This window comes from Acinetobacter sp. YH12108 (assembly GCF_013419055.1).
Lineage (GTDB): Bacteria > Pseudomonadota > Gammaproteobacteria > Pseudomonadales > Moraxellaceae > Acinetobacter.
Genome location: NZ_VPAW01000001.1, coordinates 39,143 through 56,345, shown reverse-complemented (window position 1 = coordinate 56,345; position 17,203 = coordinate 39,143). Strand labels below are relative to the sequence as shown.

The window sequence follows — 17,203 nt, the reverse complement described above, 5'->3', positions numbered from 1 at the left end:
GCACATGGCTATTGGTTTAGTCGGTCGCAAGTGCGGTATGACACGTATCTTTACAGATGCTGGTGTTTCTGTGCCTGTTACAGTGATTGAGGTTGATCCTAACCGCATCACTCAAATCAAAACGCTTGAAACTGATGGTTATCAAGCGATTCAAATCACTACTGGTGAACGTCGCGAATCTCGCGTAACTAACGCTCAGAAAGGTCACTTCGCGAAAGCTGGTGTTGCTGCTGGTCGTCTGGTTCAAGAATTCCGCGTTTCAGAAGCTGAGCTTGAAGGTCGTGAAGTTGGCGCTACTATCGGTGTAGATCTGTTCACAGTGGGTCAAATCGTTGACGTAACTGGTCAGTCTAAAGGTAAAGGTTTCCAAGGTGGTGTTAAGCGTTGGAACTTCCGTACTCAAGACGCTACTCACGGTAACTCTGTTTCTCACCGTGTTCTAGGTTCTACAGGTCAAAACCAGACTCCTGGTCGCGTGTTTAAAGGCAAAAAAATGGCTGGCCATTTAGGTGCTGAACGCGTAACTGTACAGGGTCTTGAAATTGTATCTATCGACGCAGAACGTTCAGTTCTAGTAGTTAAAGGTGCGATTCCTGGCGCTACTGGTGGCGACGTAACTGTTCGTCCTACGATCAAGGCCTGAGGGGAAATAACGTGAATTTAAATACTGTTTCCGGCTCTGCTGTTGAATTATCAGAAGTTGCGTTCGGTCGTGAATTTAATGAAGCTCTTGTACACCAAGTTGTTACAGCTTACTTAGCTGGTGGTCGTCAAGGTTCTAAAGCTCAGAAATCACGTGCAGACGTTTCTGGCGGTGGTAAAAAACCATTCCGTCAAAAAGGTACTGGCCGCGCTCGTGCTGGTTCTATTCGTAGCCCAATCTGGGTTGGCGGTGGTAAAACTTTTGCTGCTCGTCCACAAGACTGGTCTCAAAAAGTAAACCGTAAAATGTACCGCGGTGCTATGCAATGCATCCTGGCTGAACTTGTTCGTCAAGATCGCTTAGTTCTAGTTGAAGAGTTTGCTGTTGCAGCTCCAAAAACTAAAGAATTGCTTGCAAAACTTAACGACTTGAATGCTACTCGTGCATTGATCGTTACTGATGCTGTTGATGAGAACTTGTATCTAGCTGCTCGTAACCTTCCACACGTTGATGTGGTTGATGCGACTGCAATCGATCCTGTTAGCTTGATCGCGTTCGATAAAGTTGTTATGTCTGTAGCTGCTGCTAAGAAAATTGAGGTAGAACTCGGATGAACAACGAACGTTTATATCAAGTCCTGCAAGGACCTGTTTTCTCAGAAAAAGCACAAGTTTTAGGTGAAACTGCTGGTGTTCAAGTATTCAAAGTTGCACTTGATGCAAACAAGCTTGAAATCAAAAAAGCAGTGGAACAATTGTTTGGTGTAGAAGTTGTTAAAGTTAACACTACGATCACTAAAGGTAAAACTAAACGCTTTGGTAAAACATTAGGACGTCGTTCTGATGTTAAAAAAGCATACGTCACCCTGAAAGCTGGCCAAGATGTTGAAATGGCTGACTTGGGCGATGCCGCTGAAAGCGCAGCGGAATAAGGACGAAAACTATGCCTATTCAAAAATGTAAGCCAACGTCTCCAGGACGTCGCTTTGTAGAGAAAGTGGTTCATGATCACCTTCACAAAGGCGCGCCTTATGCTCCACTAGTTGAAGCTAAAAAACGTACTGGCGGCCGTAATAACAACGGTCACATTACGACTCGTCACGTTGGTGGCGGTCACAAACAACACTACCGTTTAATCGACTTCAAACGTAACAAAGACGGCATCCCAGCTGTAGTTGAGCGTATTGAATACGATCCAAACCGTACTGCGCACATTGCGTTGTTGAAGTATGCTGACGGTGAACGTCGCTACATCATCGCGCCTAAAGGTTTACGCGCTGGTGATTCAGTTCAATCTGGTAACGATGCTCCAATCCGTCCAGGTAACTGCTTGCCACTTCGCAACATGCCTATCGGTTCTACTCTTCACAACATCGAACTTAAAATCGGTAAAGGCGCGCAGTTAGCTCGTTCAGCTGGTACTTCTGTTCAGTTGTTGGGTCGTGACGGTTCCTACGCTATCGTTCGTCTTCGTTCAGGCGAGATGCGTAAAATTCATGTTGAATGCCGCGCTGTGTTAGGTGAAGTATCTAACTCAGAAAGCAACCTTCGCTCACTAGGTAAAGCTGGTGCATCACGCTGGCGTGGTGTTCGTCCTACCGTTCGTGGTATGGCGATGAACCCAGTTGATCACCCACACGGTGGTGGTGAAGGGCGTAACAAAGGTATTCAACCTGTAAGCCCATGGGGTCAAAAAGCTAAAGGGTACAAAACACGTACCAACAAGCGTACGACTAAGATGATTATTCGCGACCGTCGCGTTAAGTAACAAGTAAAGGAATCTGACAATGCCTCGTTCTCTGAAAAAAGGCCCATTCGTCGATGCGCACTTGTTCGCTAAGGTTGAAGCGGCTATCGCGGCTAATAACCGTAAGCCGATCAAAACTTGGTCGCGTCGTTCGATGATCCTCCCGGATTTTGTTGGTTTAACAATTTCTGTACACAATGGCCGTAACCATGTTCCAGTGATCATCTCTGAACATATGGTTGGACACAAGCTTGGTGAATTTGCACCGACTCGTACCTACCGTGGTCACGGTGTTGACAAGAAATCTAAACGTTAATAGGTGCTATGATGGAAGTAACTGCTAAATTACGCGGTGCCGCTATCTCGGCACAAAAAGCTCGTTTGGTTGCAGATCTTATCCGCGGCAAATCTGTTGCGCACGCTCTTAACATCTTAAACTTCAGCAACAAAAAAGCTGCAGTATTGGTTAAGAAAGCGTTGGAATCTGCAATTGCAAACGCTGAACATAATAACAGTTTAGATGTAGACGACCTTAAAGTTTCTACGATCTACGTTGATGAAGGCATGAGCCTGAAACGTATTATGCCACGTGCTAAAGGCCGTGCAGATCGTATTACTAAGCGTACTTGTCACATCACCGTTAAGGTAGGGGTTTGATATGGGTCAGAAGGTTCATCCAATCGGTATCCGCCTAGGTGTTGTGAAACGTCATAACGCTAACTGGTATGCGAGTCCGAAACAATACGCTGAATACTTGCTTAAAGATTTGCAAGTTCGTGAGTTTTTAACTAAAAAACTTAAGAATGCAATGATCAGCAATATTCTTATCGAACGTCCAACAGGCGCTGCTAAAGTAACTATTAGCACTGCTCGTCCTGGTATCGTAATCGGTAAAAAAGGCGAAGACATTGAGAAATTACAACGCGAATTAACATCTATTATGGGTGTTCCTGCGCAAGTAAGTATCAACGAAATTGATCGTCCAGACTTAGACGCGCGTCTAGTTGCTGAAGCTATCGCTTCTCAATTGGAAAAACGTGTAATGTTCCGTCGTGCTATGAAGCGTGCGGTTCAAAACACTATGCGTGCTGGTGCGAAAGGTATCAAAGTAGAAGTTTCAGGCCGTTTAGGTGGTGCTGAGATTGCTCGTACTGAATGGTATCGTGAAGGTCGTGTACCTCTACATACTCTTCGTGCAGATATCGACTACGCGACTATGCGTGCTGAGACTACTTACGGTACGATTGGTGTTAAAGTTTGGATCTTCCGTGGCGAGATCTTGGGTGGCATGAAACAAGTCATGAACCCAGCTCCAGCTGAAGAACGTCCAGCTAAACGTGGTCGCGGTCGTGGTGAAGGTCAAGAGCGTCGTGGTCGTCGCAATGATCGTTCTGCTGAAAAAGGAGAATAATCCATGTTGCAACCTAAACGTACTAAATTCCGTAAGGTGCAAAAAGGCCGTAACACTGGTCTAGCTCACCGCGGTAGCTCAGTATCTTTTGGTACTATCGCACTTAAATCAATCGAACGTGGTCAAATGACTGCACGTCAAATTGAAGCAGCGCGTCGTACAATTAGCCGTCGTATTAAACGTGGTGGTAAAATCTTTATCCGTGTATTCCCGGACAAGCCAATTACTTCTAAACCACTTGAAGTGCGTATGGGTAAAGGTAAAGGTTCTGTGGAATACTGGGTTTGCCAAATCAAACCAGGTAAAGTCTTGTACGAAATTGATGGTGTTAACGAAGACCTAGCTCGCGAAGCGTTCACGCTTGCTGCTGCTAAACTTCCGTTTAAAACCACTATCGTGACTCGGACGGTAATGTAATGAAAACTAAAGATCTACGTGAAAAGTCGGTAGAAGAGTTGACAGCTTTGCTTGATGAGCAACAGCTAAACCAATTCCGTCTTCGTATGGCGAAAGCAACTGGTCAATTGGGTAAATCGCACGAAGTGCAATTGACTCGCAAGACTATTGCTCGTATCAAGACCCTCCTTACCGAAAAACAGGGGAACGGACAATGAGTGAAAATACAGTCCGCACGTTAACAGGCAAAGTAGTAAGCGACAAGATGGAAAAATCTATCGTTGTTCTTATCGAACGCCGTGTTCAACACCCGTTGTATGGCAAATCAATCCGCCGTTCAACAAAATTACATGCTCATGATGAGAACAACACAGCTAAAGTTGGCGACGTTGTAACCATTAAAGAAAGCCGCCCAATGTCTAAAACTAAGTCATGGACTTTAGTTGAAGTTGTTGAAGCAGCTGCTGAGTAATTAACGTTCTTGTTGCATCATCGGTCAATTTCGAGTACTCTTTGAGCCTTTCGAAATTGTGACCGGTGATGCTCGGTTTTGGAGTAGGGCAATGATTCAGACCGAAACTATGCTCGACGTAGCAGACAACAGTGGTGCTCGCCGCGTACAATGTATTAAAGTACTTGGTGGTTCACATCGTCGTTATGCTTCTGTTGGCGACATTATTAAAGTTACTGTAAAAGAAGCAATTCCACGCGCACGTGTTAAAAAAGGTGACGTGATGAATGCAGTAGTTGTACGTACAAAATTCGGTATCCGTCGTCCAGACGGTTCAGTGATTCGTTTCGACGATAACGCTGCTGTTATTTTGAACAACAACAAAGCGCCGATTGCAACTCGTATTTTCGGACCAGTGACTCGTGAACTTCGTACTGAACAGTTCATGAAAATTATTTCATTGGCTCCTGAAGTTCTATAAGAGGCGATCATGGCTAAGATTAAAAAAGGCGATCAAGTAATTGTGATCGCAGGTAAAGAAAAAGGCAAACAGGGTACTGTTCTGTCTGTTTCTAATGACCGCGTTAAGGTTGAAGGCCTTAACTTGGTGAAGAAGCATCAAAAGCCGAACCGTGTTACTGGCGCTGAAGGCGGCATCGTAACTCAAGAAGCTTCGCTTCACATTTCAAACGTGGCAATTTTTAATGCTACAACCCAAAAGGCTGACCGTGTTGGTTACCAAACGATTGACGGCGTGAAAACTCGCGTATTCAAATCTAATGGTGAATCAGTGGCGGTAGCGAAGTAATAGGTTGAAAAAGGCAATGGCCAGACTTAAAGCACGTTACAACGACGAACTTAAAGCTCAATTAAAAGAACAATTGGGAATTAAGAATGTGATGGAGATCCCTCGCATCACTAAAATCACTATCAACATGGGTGTTGGTGCAGCTTCTGCTGACAAGAAACTCCTTGATGGTGCTCTTTCTGATATGCAAGCTATCGCTGGTCAAAAACCAGTTCTTACGTTAGCTCGTAAATCTATCGCTGGTTTCAAAATCCGTGATGGTTGGCCGATTGGTTGTAAAGTTACTTTACGCGGCGAACGTATGTACGAATTCTTAGACCGTCTGATCTCGATTGCGATTCCTCGTATCCGTGACTTCCGTGGTTTCTCTGCGAAATCATTTGATGGTCGTGGTAACTACTCAATGGGTCTTAAAGAACAGATCATGTTCCCTGAGATCGATTTTGACAAGATTGACCGTATTCGTGGTATGGACATTACCATCACTACGACTGCTCGCACCGATGACGAAGGCCGTGCGCTAATGCGTGCATTCGGCTTCCCGTTCAAATAAGAGGTCGAAATGGCTAAGAAAAGTATGATTAATCGCGAATTGAAACGCGAAGCTACTGTTGCTAAATACGCTGCAAAACGTGCTGAATTAAAAGCAATTATTGCAAACGTAAATGCTTCAGATGAAGAACGTTTCGATGCGATGATGAAATTACAGGCATTACCACGTAATGCATCTCCAGTACGTCTACGTAACCGTTGTGGTTTAACTGGTCGTCCTCATGGTTACTTCCGTAAGTTCGGCTTAAGCCGTAACATGGTACGCGATAAAGTAATGCAAGGTGATGTACCTGGCGTTGTTAAGGCAAGCTGGTAAGGAGCACTATAAATGAGTATGCAAGATACCGTTGCCGACATGCTAACACGTGTTCGTAACGCACAAATGGCAAAGAAACAAACTGTTTCTATGCCTAATTCTAAGTTGAAAGTTGCGATTGCTAACGTACTTCAACAAGAAGGTTATATTTCAAACGTAGAAGTTGCTGAAGTTGAAGGCAAAGCAACTCTTACTTTGACTTTAAAATATTTTGAAGGCAAGCCAGTTATCGAAACTGTGAAACGCGTAAGCCGTCCAGGTCTACGTCAGTATCGCGGTAAAGATGCACTTCCAAGCGTTAAGCAAGGTTTAGGTATTGCAATTGTTTCTACAAGCAAAGGCATCATGACTGATCGCGCTGCACGTGCTGCAGGCGTTGGTGGTGAAGTTATTGCTTTTGTTTCTTAATAGGTGATTCCTCATGTCTCGTGTGGCTAAAGCCCCAGTAACTGTACCTAACGGTGTAACAGTTACTCAGAACGGCCGGCAGGTCGAAGTGAAAGGCAGCAAAGGTACATTGTCTTTCAACCTGCATGCGCTGGTCGAGCTAAAACAGGAAGACGGTACTCTAGTTATTGCTCCTAAAGCTGAATCTAAAGACGCTTGGATGCAAGCTGGTACTGCTCGCGCTGTGCTTAACAACCTTGTAAAAGGTGTAAGCGAAGGTTTCGAACGTAAGTTACAACTTATCGGTGTTGGTTATAAAGCTGCGGTTAAAGGTAACGTTGTTAACCTTAACCTTGGTTTCTCTCACCCGATCGACTATACGCTTCCTGAAGGTGTAACTGCTGAAACTCCAACTGCAACTGAAATCGTACTTAAATCTGCTGATAAAGCAGTTCTAGGTCAAGTCGCTGCAGATATCCGTGGTTACCGTCCACCAGAGCCTTATAAAGGTAAAGGTGTTCGTTATTCTGACGAAGTTGTACTTCGTAAAGAAGCTAAGAAGAAATAAGGCGCGAGGTTCTTATGAACGAAAAGAAACAATCCCGTTTGCGTCGTGCGAAAAGCACACGCTTGCACATCCGTGCATTGGGTGCGACTCGTTTGTGTGTAAACCGCACTCCGCGTCACATCTATGCTCAAGTTATCTCAGCAGATGGTGGCAAAGTATTAGCGCAAGCTTCTACTCTAGACGCTACTCTACGTGCGGGTACTACTGGTAACGTTGAAGCAGCTCAAAAAGTAGGTGCTTTAATCGCAGAACGCGCTAAAGCAGCTGGTGTTACTAAAGTTGCATTTGACCGTTCTGGTTTCAAATATCATGGTCGTATCAAAGCCTTGGCTGATGCTGCCCGTGAAAACGGCTTGGAGTTCTAATCATGGCTAAAGTTGAACAAAACGAAGGTCTTGTTGAAAAGCTGGTTGCCGTTGATCGTGTAGCCAAAGTTGTTAAGGGTGGTCGTATCTTCTCTTTCACAGCATTAACTGTTGTGGGTGATGGTAATGGTCGCGTAGGTTTTGGTCGTGGTAAAGCGCGTGAAGTTCCAGCTGCTATTTCTAAAGCACTTGAAGCTGCTCGTCGTAACATGATTACTGTTGACCTTGTTGATGGTACTGTTCAGCACCCTATCAATGCTCGTCACGGTGCAAGCCGCGTTTACATGCAACCTGCTTCTGAAGGTACTGGTGTAATTGCTGGTGGCGCGATGCGTGCAGTTTTAGAAGCTGTTGGCGTACGTAACGTATTAACTAAATGTTATGGCTCTACAAACGCTGCTAACGTAGTAAACGCGACTTTTAACGGTTTGCGTGATATGACTTCTCCTGAGAAAGTTGCTGCGAAACGTGGTTTAACAGTAGAACAAATTCAAGGGTAATCAATCATGAAAACGATTAAAGTTACCCAGACTAAATCTGCATCGCACCGCTTGAAAAATCACAAGCTGAGCCTGAAAGGTTTAGGTCTGCGTCGTATTGGTCATACTGTAGAAGTGCAAGATACGCCTTCTAACCGTGGTATGATCAACCAAGTCTACTATATGGTTAGTGTAGAGGAATAAGCCATGACTCTGCGTTTAAATACAATTGCACCTGCAGAAGGTGCTAAGCGTGACAACCTTCGTTTAGGTCGTGGTATCGGTTCTGGCGTTGGTAAGACTGGTGGTCGTGGTATCAAAGGTCAAAACTCACGTAAGAGCGGTGGTACTCGTCCAGGTTTTGAAGGTGGTCAAACTGCACTTTATCGTCGTTTGCCTAAATTCGGTTTCACTAGCCAATTGGCTTTGAAAACTGCTGAAGTACGTTTATCTGAGCTTGCTAAAGTTGAAGGCGACATCGTGTCTCTTGAAACTTTAAAAGCTGCGAACGTTGTACGTAAAGACATGACTCGTGCTCGTATCGTACTTTCTGGTGAAATTACTCGTGCATTCACTGTACAAGGTGTTGCATTGACTAAAGGCGCTAAAGCTGCTGTTGAAGCTGCTGGCGGTAAAGTCGAGGAGTAATCCCCAGTGTCTATGACTCCTAGTTCTTCAGGTCATGTCAACATGATGAAAGGCCAACCATTTCATGTGAAATACCGTGAAATTATTCGTCGAATGATGTTTCTCATTGGTGCGTTGTTGGTGTTTCGACTAGGAGCGCATATTCCAGTACCAGGGATTAATAATGCCGCGCTAGAAAATCTGTTTAATGCAAACCAAGGTACCATCCTTGGTTTGTTTAACATGTTTTCAGGTGGTGCATTAGAGCGAATGTCGATTCTTGCTTTAGGGATCATGCCATACATCTCTGCATCGATTATTGTGCAGTTAATGTCTACCGTGGTTCCATCGCTCGAAGCTTTGAAAAAAGAAGGCGAGCAGGGCAAACGTAAGATTAACCAATACACACGACAAGGCACGCTGTTCCTTGCACTTGTGCAAGCAATTGGTATGTGTGCTGGCCTGATCAGCCAGGGAATTACCCTGACCTCTGGTCTGGCTTTTTATGTTCCTGCGGTAACCTCTTTGGTTGCGGGGACCATGTTCTTGATGTGGCTGGGTGAACAGATTACCGAGCGTGGGGTGGGCAATGGTATTTCCATGATCATCTTCGCAGGTATCGTTGCAGGATTGCCGACTTTAGTTATGCAGTCTCTAACTTCAGTTGATAATGGCCAGTCTAGTCTAATTGGATTAGCAATTTTTGGTCTGTTATCGATTGCTGTACTAGCAGCGATTGTGTTTATCGAGAAGGCGCAACGTCGTATTCCGGTGAACTATGCTCAAAAGCAGCAGGGACGTCGTGTATTTACTGCACAGCAAACACATTTGCCATTAAAAATTAATATGGCGGGTGTAATTCCGGCAATTTTTGCCAGCTCTTTACTTTTGTTCCCAGCGAGCTTAGGTCAATGGGTTGGTAGTTCGGATCCAAGTGCAGGAATTATCAAGCGTAGTCTACAAGACTTGGCATTGGTGTTATCGCCTGGTCAGCCGTTGTATTTGGTGCTCTTTGGTGCGTTAATTATCTTTTTCTGTTACTTCTATACAGCACTGGTATTTAGTCCTAAAGAAGTGTCAGAGAACTTGAAACGCAGCGGAGCTTACGTGCCTGGTATTCGTCCAGGTGAGCAAACTGCTCGTTACTTAGATCATATTCTCAATCGTTTGACCTTTATTGGCGCGATATACATCACTGTCATCTGTTTAATGCCGATGATTCTGCAAAGCTCTTTTGGTATTCCATTTAGCTTGGGTGGAACATCGTTGCTGATCGTGGTAGTGGTGGTGATGGACTTTATGGCTCAGCTTCAAGCACATCTCACCTCGCACCAGTATGACAATCAAACGTTAATGAGAAAAACGACTGCTCATCCTAAGGGATAAGCGCACTTAGAGGTTTCATCATGAAAGTACAAGCTTCTGTAAAGAAAATTTGTGGTAGCTGTAAAGTTATCCGTCGTAATGGGGTTATCCGCGTAATTTGTAGCGCAGAACCTCGTCATAAGCAGCGTCAAGGTTAATCTGATCAAGACCTGTTGATTTCAGTAGGCGAATTGGGTTATTATCCGCCCCTCAAGATTTTTGTGGGGCGGTTGATTATCTCTACTGCCTTTTTGGAGAAAATTGAATGGCTCGTATTGCCGGTGTAAACATTCCGGATAACAAGCATGCTGTTATCTCTCTAACGTACATCTTTGGTATTGGTCGCCACACTGCTAAGTCAATCTTAGCTGCTGCGGGTATCCCAACTACTACTAAGATCCGTGAATTAGATGACGCTCAGCTTGATGCGATTCGTGCAGAAATTGCCAAGGTTCCAACCGAAGGTGATTTACGTCGCGAAATTTCCATGAACATTAAACGTTTAATGGATTTAGGCTGCTACCGCGGTCTTCGTCATCGTCGCAGCTTGCCTGTCCGTGGTCAACGCACCAAAACTAACGCACGTACCCGTAAAGGTCCGCGCAAACCAATTAAGAAATAAGATTTCTGGAAGCTAAAAGATGGCTAAAGATACTCGCACACGCAAGAAGGTCACTCGTACCGTCTCTGAAGGTGTTGCACACATTCACGCTTCTTTTAATAACACCATTGTGACTATTACCGATCGTCAAGGTAATGCACTGGCTTGGGCTACTTCAGGTGGACAAGGCTTCCGTGGATCACGTAAATCAACTCCGTTTGCTGCTCAGGTAGCTGCTGAAGTTGCTGGTAAAGCAGCTTTAGATTACGGTTTGAAAAACTTGGACGTCCTTGTGAAAGGTCCTGGTCCAGGTCGTGAGTCTGCGGTTCGTGCATTAGGTGCAGTGGGTTATAAAATTAACAGCATTACCGATGTGACTCCAATCCCTCACAACGGTTGCCGTCCACCTAAAAAACGTCGCGTGTAAGGAGAAACATTCATGGCTCGTTATATTGGTCCAAAATGCAAACTCTCTCGCCGCGAAGGGACAGACCTGCAATTAAAATCTGGCGTTAAACCATTTGACGTCAAAACTAAAAAACACGCTAAAGCTCCTGGTCAACACGGTGGAGCTCGTGGCGGTAAACAATCTGAGTACTCACTACAATTACGTGAAAAACAAAAAGTACGTCGTATGTACGGTGTTTTAGAGCGTCAATTTAGTAACTACTACAAAGAAGCTGCTCGTGTTAAAGGCGCAACTGGTGAAAACCTGTTGAAATTGCTTGAAAGCCGTCTTGATAACGTTGTTTATCGCATGGGTTTTGGTTCTACACGTGCAGAAGCTCGTCAGTTAGTATCTCACCGTTCAATCACTTTAAATGGCCGTCGCGTTAACATCGCGTCTATCCAAGTTAAAGCTGGTGACGTGATTGCAGTTCACGAAGGCGCTAAACAACAATTACGTATCAAAAACGCAATTGAATTAGCTGCTCAACGTGGCATTCCTTCTTGGATGGAAGTAGATCATTCTAAACTAGAAGGTACGTTCAAAGCTGCACCGGATCGTTCTGATTTACCTGCTGAAATCAACGAAAGCTTGATTGTAGAATTGTATTCTAAATAATCCTTGAGGTAGCAATATGACGCGTACTGCAAATGAGTTTCTAACTCCGCAAGCGATCAAGGTCGAAGCGGCAAGCGGGACCTCGGCAAAAGTTATTCTAGAACCCTTAGAGCGTGGCTTTGGTCATACTCTGGGCAATGCTTTACGTCGCATCCTTCTTTCTTCTTTACCTGGCGCTGCTGTGGTAGAAGTTGAGATTGAAGGTGTTGAGCACGAGTACAGTACTTTGGAAGGCTTGCAGCAGGACATCGTCGAGCTCTTGCTGAACCTAAAAGGATTGTCTATTAAGCTGTTCGATCAAAATGAAGCTTATTTAACATTAGAGAAACAAGGTCCAGGCGACGTAACTGCGGCTGACCTTCGTTTACCTCATAATGTTGAAGTGGTTAACCCTGAACACTTGATCGGCACATTAAGTGCATCAGGCAATCTTAAGATGCGCCTGAAAGTGGCTCAAGGCCGTGGCTACGAGACTTCTGACTCACGTTTCCCAGAAGGCGAGACTCGCCCAGTGGGTCGCTTACAGTTAGATGCATCTTACAGCCCGATCAAACGTGTGTCTTACACAGTGGAAAACGCTCGTGTAGAACAACGTACTGACCTTGATAAACTGGTCATTGATCTTGAAACCAACGGTACAGTTGATCCTGAAGAAGCAATCCGCAAAGCGGCAACAATCTTGCAACAACAAATTGCAATCTTTGTTGATCTTCAGAAAGATCAAGCTCCTGTGGCTCAAGAACCTCGTGAAGAAGTTGATCCAATTTTGCTTCGTCCAGTAGATGATCTAGAGCTAACTGTTCGTTCTGCTAACTGTTTGAAAGCAGAAAACATTTACTACATTGGTGATCTTGTACAGCGTACTGAGGTTGAGTTACTTAAAACTCCTAACCTTGGTAAAAAATCGCTTACTGAGATCAAAGATGTTCTGGCTTCCAAAGGCTTACAACTCGGCATGCGTTTAGAGAACTGGCCACCAGCTAGTCTCCGTATGGACGATCGTTTCGCCTATCGTAGCCGTTAATTAAGTAGGACTATCACCATGCGTCATCGTAATAGTGGTGTGAAATTAGGCCGTACAAGCAGTCATCGTAAAGCGATGTTCCAAAACATGGCTAACTCTTTGTTCGAGCACGAGTTGATCAAAACAACTGTGCCTAAAGCAAAAGAATTACGTCGTGTTGCTGAGCCTTTAATCACTTTAGCTAAAGTCGATACAGTAGCAAACCGTCGTTTGGCGTTTGCTCGTACTCGTTCAGCTGCAACTGTTGGTAAATTATTTACCGTTCTTGGCCCTCGTTACAAAGAGCGTAACGGCGGTTATCTACGTGTTCTTAAAGCGGGCTTCCGTGCAGGTGATGCTGCACCGATGGCTTACGTTGAGCTAGTAGATCGCGAAGTTAACTAATTTCGTGTAGAGCAGCAAACGTTGTTCGAAAAGGTCGGTTGAATAAACCGGCCTTTTTTATTGTCTTGCATTTACCCATTATCAGGCAGTTTAGAAATTTGTCCTGAAAAGATAAGAAAATAATCACTTTTATTCAAACTTGACATTGTGTATTGTCAATTTTGTGATTTAATAAAATATATGACAATGCTCAGGTAAAAGAAGAATATGGAAAAGCAAGTTGATATTTTAATTGTAGGCGCGGGGATCTCGGGAATTGGTCTGGCGGCCCATCTTTCTAAACATAGTCCTCAACGCTCATTCGAAATTATTGAACGTCGCGAAAGCTTTGGCGGTACGTGGGACCTGTTTAAATATCCTGGTATCCGTTCAGATTCGGACATGTCGACTTTTGGCTTCAACTTTAAGCCTTGGAAAAAAGAAAGTGTATTGGCTTCTGGCTCGGCAATTAAAAATTATCTTGCAGAAGTGGTTCAGGAATTTAACTTGAGCTCAAAAATTCATTTTCAACATCGCGTCGTTAGTGCCAATTATGATTCAGCGACACGTAAATGGTCAGTCGTAGCTGAAAACGCTCAGGGCAAAAAGCAGACCTGGATCGCTAACTTTGTTCTTGGCTGTACGGGTTACTACAATTATGATCAAGGCTTCCAGCCGGAATTCCCGCATCAGGAAGCATTCAAAGGTACATTTATTCACCCGCAGCATTGGCCTGAAAATCTGGACTATAGCGGAAAAAAAGTAGTGATTATTGGCAGTGGTGCGACAGCAATAACATTAGTTCCAGCCATGGTGAAAGGCGGTGCAGGGCATGTGACCATGTTACAACGCTCTCCCACCTATATCGCCTCAGTTCCTTCGATCGACATGATTTACTCAAAAATGCGTAAATTATTGCCAGAAGATGTGGCTTATAAGCTGACCCGTGCGCGTAATATTGGCATGCAGCGTGGTATCTATGCACTCGCACAAAAACAGCCAAAACTACTGAAAACCTTATTATTGAAATCTGTACAGTTTCAGTTGAAAGGGAAAGTGGATATGAAACACTTTACCCCGAATTATGAACCTTGGGATCAGCGCCTATGTGTAGTGCCAGATGGGGATTTATTCAAAATTCTGCGTGAAGGTCATGCATCTGTAGAAACAGATCATATCGAGAAATTTACTGAAACTGGGATTCAGCTGAAATCAGGTAAATATCTGGATGCGGATATTATTGTGTCTGCTACTGGTTTAAATATTCAGATTCTGGGTGGTATTCAGGCCACGATGGATGGCAAGCCTTTGGATACGTCGAAGCATATGCTGTATCAAGGGGTCATGCTCAGTGATGTGCCAAATATGGCGCTGATTATTGGTTATATCAATGCTTCCTGGACCTTGAAAGTGGATATTGCCGCAGAATATATCTGCCGTCTGCTCAATTATATGGATCAGCATGGTTATGATGAAGTGATTCCAGAAGGGGATGCTACGGAATTACTTGAAGATACGGTGATGGGTAGTTTAACTTCAGGCTATATTGCCCGTGCCGCAGATGTGATGCCGAAACAGGGTAAGCATGCACCTTGGAAAGTATCTAATAACTACTTGGCAGACCGTAAAGAGCTTAAAACGGCATCTTTTGAAGATGGAGTATTGAAATTCAAATCGAAATCCAGTGCTGTGCCAGCCAAGCCAAGATTGGTGTCTTAAGTATAGACATAGATAAAAGGAGTACCTGATGAACTCCTTTTTCATATTTCAAATTAGAGTGATCTGGAAATCAGTTCCTTCATGATTTCATTGGTTCCTGCATAAATGCGGTTCGCGCGATTATCCAGGTACGCTCGTGCAATCGGATATTCCAGCATATAGCCATAACCGCCATGCAGTTGTAGGCATTCGTCAACCACTTTGCTATACAGTTCAGAAATTTTGTATTTAGTAGCTGCGGCGGCATCAACTCCCAATTTTTGAATAAGCTGTAGTTGCATACAACGGTCCAGATAAGCTCGGCAGATTTCAATTTCGGTACGCAGTTCTGCCAGTTTAAAACGGGTATTTTGAAAAGCGCTGATCGGTTTGCCAAAGGCTTGACGTTCTTTGGTGTATTTTACCGTATGTGCGAATGCCGCTTCTGCCCCTGCCTGACATATGATGGCCACAATTAACCGCTCCCAAGCCAGTTCTTTCATCAGCATCATAAAACCCATGCCTTCCTGACCTAGCAGGTTTTCTTTAGGCACACGGACATTGTCAAAGAACAGTTCACAGGTATCCTGACCTTTCATGCCGATTTTATTTAAGGGTTTACCTTTACTAAATCCTGCACGATCTGCTTCGACCATAATCAAAGAAAGATTGGCAGAGCCTTTCTCACTATGACCCGTCTTACATACCGCAATTGCCGTATCACAAAGATAACCATTGGTAATGAATATCTTGGAACCATTAATCACATACTCATCACCCTCTAATACAGCACTGGTGCGTACTGCCTGCAGGTCGGAGCCAGTTCCAGGTTCGGTCATCGCAATTGCCGTGACCACTTCACCTGTAGCCATTTTCGGGAGCCATTGCTGCTTTTGTGTTTCATTGCCAAAGTTCAGAATATAATTGGCCACGATATCGGAGTGCAGTGAAAATCCTGTCGCAGAGTCGCCTGCATAGGCCTGTTCCTCGATCAGGATCATACTGTATAAACGATCCACCCCTGAACCGCCATAAGCTTCAGGCATCGTGGCACAGAGAAGGCCAAGTTCACCGGCTTTATTCCAGAGCTCACGATCGATATGCTGTTGCTGTTCATATTTTTCTGTGTGAGGAATCACTTCCTTTTCATAGAATTTACGGACCATCTCCCGAAAGGCTTCATGTTCATCATTGAAAAGCTGACGTGGCAGCATGCTGGCCAATGGACGGATCGCGCTCGAATGCATCTTATAATTCCCTTATTGTGATGTTTTATTTAACTTAAGATAGAGCAGATGAGGGAACAATGAGCTGAATGTTCAAATCTGGGGAATCTACTGATGCTTTTGGTCATTTGTATGAAATACCTCGAAATTCAGCAATGGCTTAAGGTAAACTACTCAGGTTTGTAACGAGTTGGGAAAATTCGATGACTGATGACATCACCTTAGAAGAGCGCAAAGTGATTTATCGCGCGCGTCGTGGCTTGAAAGAGATCGATGTATATTTTGATCCCTACGTGAAAAACTATTATCTCACTGCTGATCCCTTCGAAAAACAGATGTTTGCTGAGCTGGTTGCACAGGAAGATCCAGACCTGCTGGACTGGTTTATGGAAGTGTCTGAACCCCCACGCCCTGAATTAAAAGATTTTATCAAGAAGCTTAAATTTTACGTTCATGGATAATCGTTGTTTCAAGCTGAAACGCAGCAAGTGTGCGCTGGTGTTTCAGCTTTTTATTTTCGCTGTATTAATGTTCCTGCTGTATCAGTTATTGCCTGTGATAATTTGGCTGGTTTGTGGCGTCATCGGAGTGGTCATCTACCAGTTGTTTTATCGTAAGACACCGCACATTGAGCAGTTTGAATATCTGGATGGACGTGAATGGTCACTGACAGCAGCTGCGCAAGGCACACGGCGAGTGTTGATCAGTCACGTGATTGATCACCAAGCTTATATCGTGGTGTATTTCCAGCATGCAAAAGCACGTCCGTTGCTCATCTGGTGTGACCAGTTGCCTTTTAAACAATGGAAGTCTTTGAAAGTTTTGACAAAAATACTTTAATTGTCCGACAAATGACATTCCGAAATTTTAAATAAATTGATTAAAAATAAAGATTTATCCGCTAACCCTGCTTGAATTGTCAGACAAAAAATCATATTTCCCTGTAAAAACAATGAATTGTCTGACAATTTTTCAGCTGCTTTTTTTATAAGCAGGTACATTTAAGTCACCAACAGCGAACACAGGAGATCATGATGGAATTTCCAATGTGGATGTTTTTGATCGTTGCGATTGTGATGGCCCTAGTCATAGGACGGCTGGGAACGGTGCT

The 17,203-nt window shown here is 44.2% G+C and carries 31 protein-coding genes; 30 read left to right on the top strand and 1 reads right to left on the bottom strand.

Going from position 1 to position 17,203, the window contains the following annotated elements:
• The first annotated feature begins 4 nt into the window (after positions 1–4).
• The 28 genes from rplC (at position 5) to FTU46_RS00240 (ending at position 14,887) form a co-directional block, all read left to right on the top strand.
• A complete protein-coding gene (gene rplC, locus FTU46_RS00375) occupies positions 5–643 on the top strand; it encodes a 50S ribosomal protein L3 (RefSeq protein WP_005233737.1) in 639 nt (212 codons plus the stop codon).
• Between the two features lie 11 nt (positions 644–654).
• The gene (gene rplD / locus FTU46_RS00370; protein WP_004786925.1) at positions 655–1,257 is read left to right on the top strand and encodes a 50S ribosomal protein L4; all 603 of its coding nucleotides are present in this window, start codon (positions 655–657) and stop codon (positions 1,255–1,257) included.
• The gene (rplW, locus tag FTU46_RS00365) at positions 1,254–1,574 is read left to right on the top strand and encodes a 50S ribosomal protein L23 (protein WP_004786923.1); all 321 of its coding nucleotides are present in this window, start codon (positions 1,254–1,256) and stop codon (positions 1,572–1,574) included. The genes rplD and rplW overlap by 4 nt, the downstream gene beginning before the upstream one ends.
• 11 nt (positions 1,575–1,585) lie before the next feature.
• Complete coding sequence (rplB, locus tag FTU46_RS00360; RefSeq protein WP_005233738.1) at positions 1,586–2,410, top strand: 50S ribosomal protein L2; 825 nt, start codon at positions 1,586–1,588, stop codon at positions 2,408–2,410.
• A 19-nt stretch (positions 2,411–2,429) separates the two neighbouring features.
• A complete protein-coding gene (rpsS, locus tag FTU46_RS00355) occupies positions 2,430–2,705 on the top strand; it encodes a 30S ribosomal protein S19 (protein WP_004673001.1) in 276 nt (91 codons plus the stop codon).
• Between the two features lie 11 nt (positions 2,706–2,716).
• Positions 2,717–3,046 carry a 50S ribosomal protein L22 gene (gene rplV, locus FTU46_RS00350; RefSeq protein WP_001982638.1) on the top strand — a complete coding sequence of 110 codons (330 nt, stop codon included), beginning with the start codon at positions 2,717–2,719 and terminating at the stop codon, positions 3,044–3,046.
• Position 3,047: 1 nt separating this feature from the next.
• Complete coding sequence (gene rpsC, locus FTU46_RS00345; RefSeq protein WP_004786918.1) at positions 3,048–3,800, top strand: 30S ribosomal protein S3; 753 nt, start codon at positions 3,048–3,050, stop codon at positions 3,798–3,800.
• 3 nt (positions 3,801–3,803) lie between these two features.
• Positions 3,804–4,217 (top strand): 50S ribosomal protein L16, encoded by a 414-nt coding sequence (rplP, locus tag FTU46_RS00340; RefSeq protein ID WP_004786917.1) that lies wholly within the window; start codon positions 3,804–3,806, stop codon positions 4,215–4,217.
• Positions 4,217–4,414, top strand: coding sequence for a 50S ribosomal protein L29 (rpmC, locus tag FTU46_RS00335; RefSeq protein ID WP_004786915.1), 198 nt, complete (start codon positions 4,217–4,219; stop codon positions 4,412–4,414). Before rplP ends, rpmC begins: the two co-directional genes overlap by 1 nt.
• Positions 4,411–4,668, top strand: coding sequence for a 30S ribosomal protein S17 (rpsQ, locus tag FTU46_RS00330; protein WP_004786913.1), 258 nt, complete (start codon positions 4,411–4,413; stop codon positions 4,666–4,668). Before rpmC ends, rpsQ begins: the two co-directional genes overlap by 4 nt.
• A gap of 91 nt (positions 4,669–4,759) precedes the next feature.
• On the top strand, positions 4,760–5,128 hold the full coding sequence (rplN, locus tag FTU46_RS00325) for a 50S ribosomal protein L14 (RefSeq protein WP_001982634.1): 369 nt from the start codon (positions 4,760–4,762) through the stop codon (positions 5,126–5,128).
• 9 nt (positions 5,129–5,137) lie between these two features.
• Complete coding sequence (rplX, locus tag FTU46_RS00320; protein ID WP_004786911.1) at positions 5,138–5,455, top strand: 50S ribosomal protein L24; 318 nt, start codon at positions 5,138–5,140, stop codon at positions 5,453–5,455.
• 16 nt (positions 5,456–5,471) lie between these two features.
• A complete protein-coding gene (gene rplE, locus FTU46_RS00315; RefSeq protein WP_004786908.1) occupies positions 5,472–6,008 on the top strand; it encodes a 50S ribosomal protein L5 in 537 nt (178 codons plus the stop codon).
• Positions 6,009–6,017: 9 nt separating this feature from the next.
• Positions 6,018–6,323 carry a 30S ribosomal protein S14 gene (gene rpsN, locus FTU46_RS00310; protein WP_004786907.1) on the top strand — a complete coding sequence of 102 codons (306 nt, stop codon included), beginning with the start codon at positions 6,018–6,020 and terminating at the stop codon, positions 6,321–6,323.
• A 12-nt stretch (positions 6,324–6,335) separates the two neighbouring features.
• A complete protein-coding gene (rpsH, locus tag FTU46_RS00305; protein WP_004786905.1) occupies positions 6,336–6,731 on the top strand; it encodes a 30S ribosomal protein S8 in 396 nt (131 codons plus the stop codon).
• Positions 6,732–6,744: 13 nt separating this feature from the next.
• Positions 6,745–7,278: a 50S ribosomal protein L6 gene (rplF, locus tag FTU46_RS00300; RefSeq protein WP_004786903.1), complete on the top strand. Its 534-nt coding sequence runs from the start codon at positions 6,745–6,747 to the stop codon at positions 7,276–7,278.
• Positions 7,279–7,292: 14 nt separating this feature from the next.
• Positions 7,293–7,643 (top strand): 50S ribosomal protein L18, encoded by a 351-nt coding sequence (gene rplR, locus FTU46_RS00295; RefSeq protein ID WP_004281497.1) that lies wholly within the window; start codon positions 7,293–7,295, stop codon positions 7,641–7,643.
• A 2-nt stretch (positions 7,644–7,645) separates the two neighbouring features.
• On the top strand, positions 7,646–8,143 hold the full coding sequence (gene rpsE / locus FTU46_RS00290; protein ID WP_004786901.1) for a 30S ribosomal protein S5: 498 nt from the start codon (positions 7,646–7,648) through the stop codon (positions 8,141–8,143).
• A gap of 6 nt (positions 8,144–8,149) precedes the next feature.
• Positions 8,150–8,326 (top strand): 50S ribosomal protein L30, encoded by a 177-nt coding sequence (rpmD, locus tag FTU46_RS00285; RefSeq protein WP_004786899.1) that lies wholly within the window; start codon positions 8,150–8,152, stop codon positions 8,324–8,326.
• Between the two features lie 3 nt (positions 8,327–8,329).
• A complete protein-coding gene (rplO, locus tag FTU46_RS00280; protein ID WP_004786897.1) occupies positions 8,330–8,770 on the top strand; it encodes a 50S ribosomal protein L15 in 441 nt (146 codons plus the stop codon).
• A 45-nt stretch (positions 8,771–8,815) separates the two neighbouring features.
• Positions 8,816–10,135 carry a preprotein translocase subunit SecY gene (secY, locus tag FTU46_RS00275; protein ID WP_171505548.1) on the top strand — a complete coding sequence of 440 codons (1,320 nt, stop codon included), beginning with the start codon at positions 8,816–8,818 and terminating at the stop codon, positions 10,133–10,135.
• 20 nt (positions 10,136–10,155) lie between these two features.
• Entirely contained in the window at positions 10,156–10,272 is a 117-nt protein-coding gene (gene rpmJ / locus FTU46_RS00270) for a 50S ribosomal protein L36 (protein ID WP_000867907.1), read from the top strand.
• A gap of 107 nt (positions 10,273–10,379) precedes the next feature.
• Positions 10,380–10,736, top strand: coding sequence for a 30S ribosomal protein S13 (gene rpsM, locus FTU46_RS00265; RefSeq protein WP_004786893.1), 357 nt, complete (start codon positions 10,380–10,382; stop codon positions 10,734–10,736).
• Positions 10,737–10,755: 19 nt separating this feature from the next.
• Positions 10,756–11,142, top strand: coding sequence for a 30S ribosomal protein S11 (gene rpsK, locus FTU46_RS00260; protein ID WP_001040166.1), 387 nt, complete (start codon positions 10,756–10,758; stop codon positions 11,140–11,142).
• A 12-nt stretch (positions 11,143–11,154) separates the two neighbouring features.
• The gene (rpsD, locus tag FTU46_RS00255; RefSeq protein WP_004786890.1) at positions 11,155–11,781 is read left to right on the top strand and encodes a 30S ribosomal protein S4; all 627 of its coding nucleotides are present in this window, start codon (positions 11,155–11,157) and stop codon (positions 11,779–11,781) included.
• A 16-nt stretch (positions 11,782–11,797) separates the two neighbouring features.
• Positions 11,798–12,805 (top strand): DNA-directed RNA polymerase subunit alpha, encoded by a 1,008-nt coding sequence (locus FTU46_RS00250; protein ID WP_004786889.1) that lies wholly within the window; start codon positions 11,798–11,800, stop codon positions 12,803–12,805.
• An 18-nt stretch (positions 12,806–12,823) separates the two neighbouring features.
• Entirely contained in the window at positions 12,824–13,189 is a 366-nt protein-coding gene (gene rplQ, locus FTU46_RS00245; RefSeq protein WP_004786886.1) for a 50S ribosomal protein L17, read from the top strand.
• Between the two features lie 207 nt (positions 13,190–13,396).
• Positions 13,397–14,887 carry an NAD(P)/FAD-dependent oxidoreductase gene (locus FTU46_RS00240; RefSeq protein ID WP_159122625.1) on the top strand — a complete coding sequence of 497 codons (1,491 nt, stop codon included), beginning with the start codon at positions 13,397–13,399 and terminating at the stop codon, positions 14,885–14,887.
• Positions 14,888–14,940: 53 nt separating this feature from the next.
• Here the strand turns inward: FTU46_RS00240 and FTU46_RS00235 are convergent, their stop codons facing one another.
• A complete protein-coding gene (locus tag FTU46_RS00235; protein ID WP_180104120.1) occupies positions 14,941–16,113 on the bottom strand; it encodes an acyl-CoA dehydrogenase family protein in 1,173 nt (390 codons plus the stop codon).
• A 182-nt stretch (positions 16,114–16,295) separates the two neighbouring features.
• Between FTU46_RS00235 and FTU46_RS00230 the strand changes: the two genes are divergently transcribed.
• Positions 16,296–16,553 carry a succinate dehydrogenase assembly factor 2 gene (locus FTU46_RS00230; protein ID WP_034590267.1) on the top strand — a complete coding sequence of 86 codons (258 nt, stop codon included), beginning with the start codon at positions 16,296–16,298 and terminating at the stop codon, positions 16,551–16,553.
• Positions 16,546–16,932 carry a hypothetical protein gene (locus tag FTU46_RS00225; protein ID WP_159122623.1) on the top strand — a complete coding sequence of 129 codons (387 nt, stop codon included), beginning with the start codon at positions 16,546–16,548 and terminating at the stop codon, positions 16,930–16,932. The genes FTU46_RS00230 and FTU46_RS00225 overlap by 8 nt, the downstream gene beginning before the upstream one ends.
• Positions 16,933–17,203: the final 271 nt, after the last annotated feature.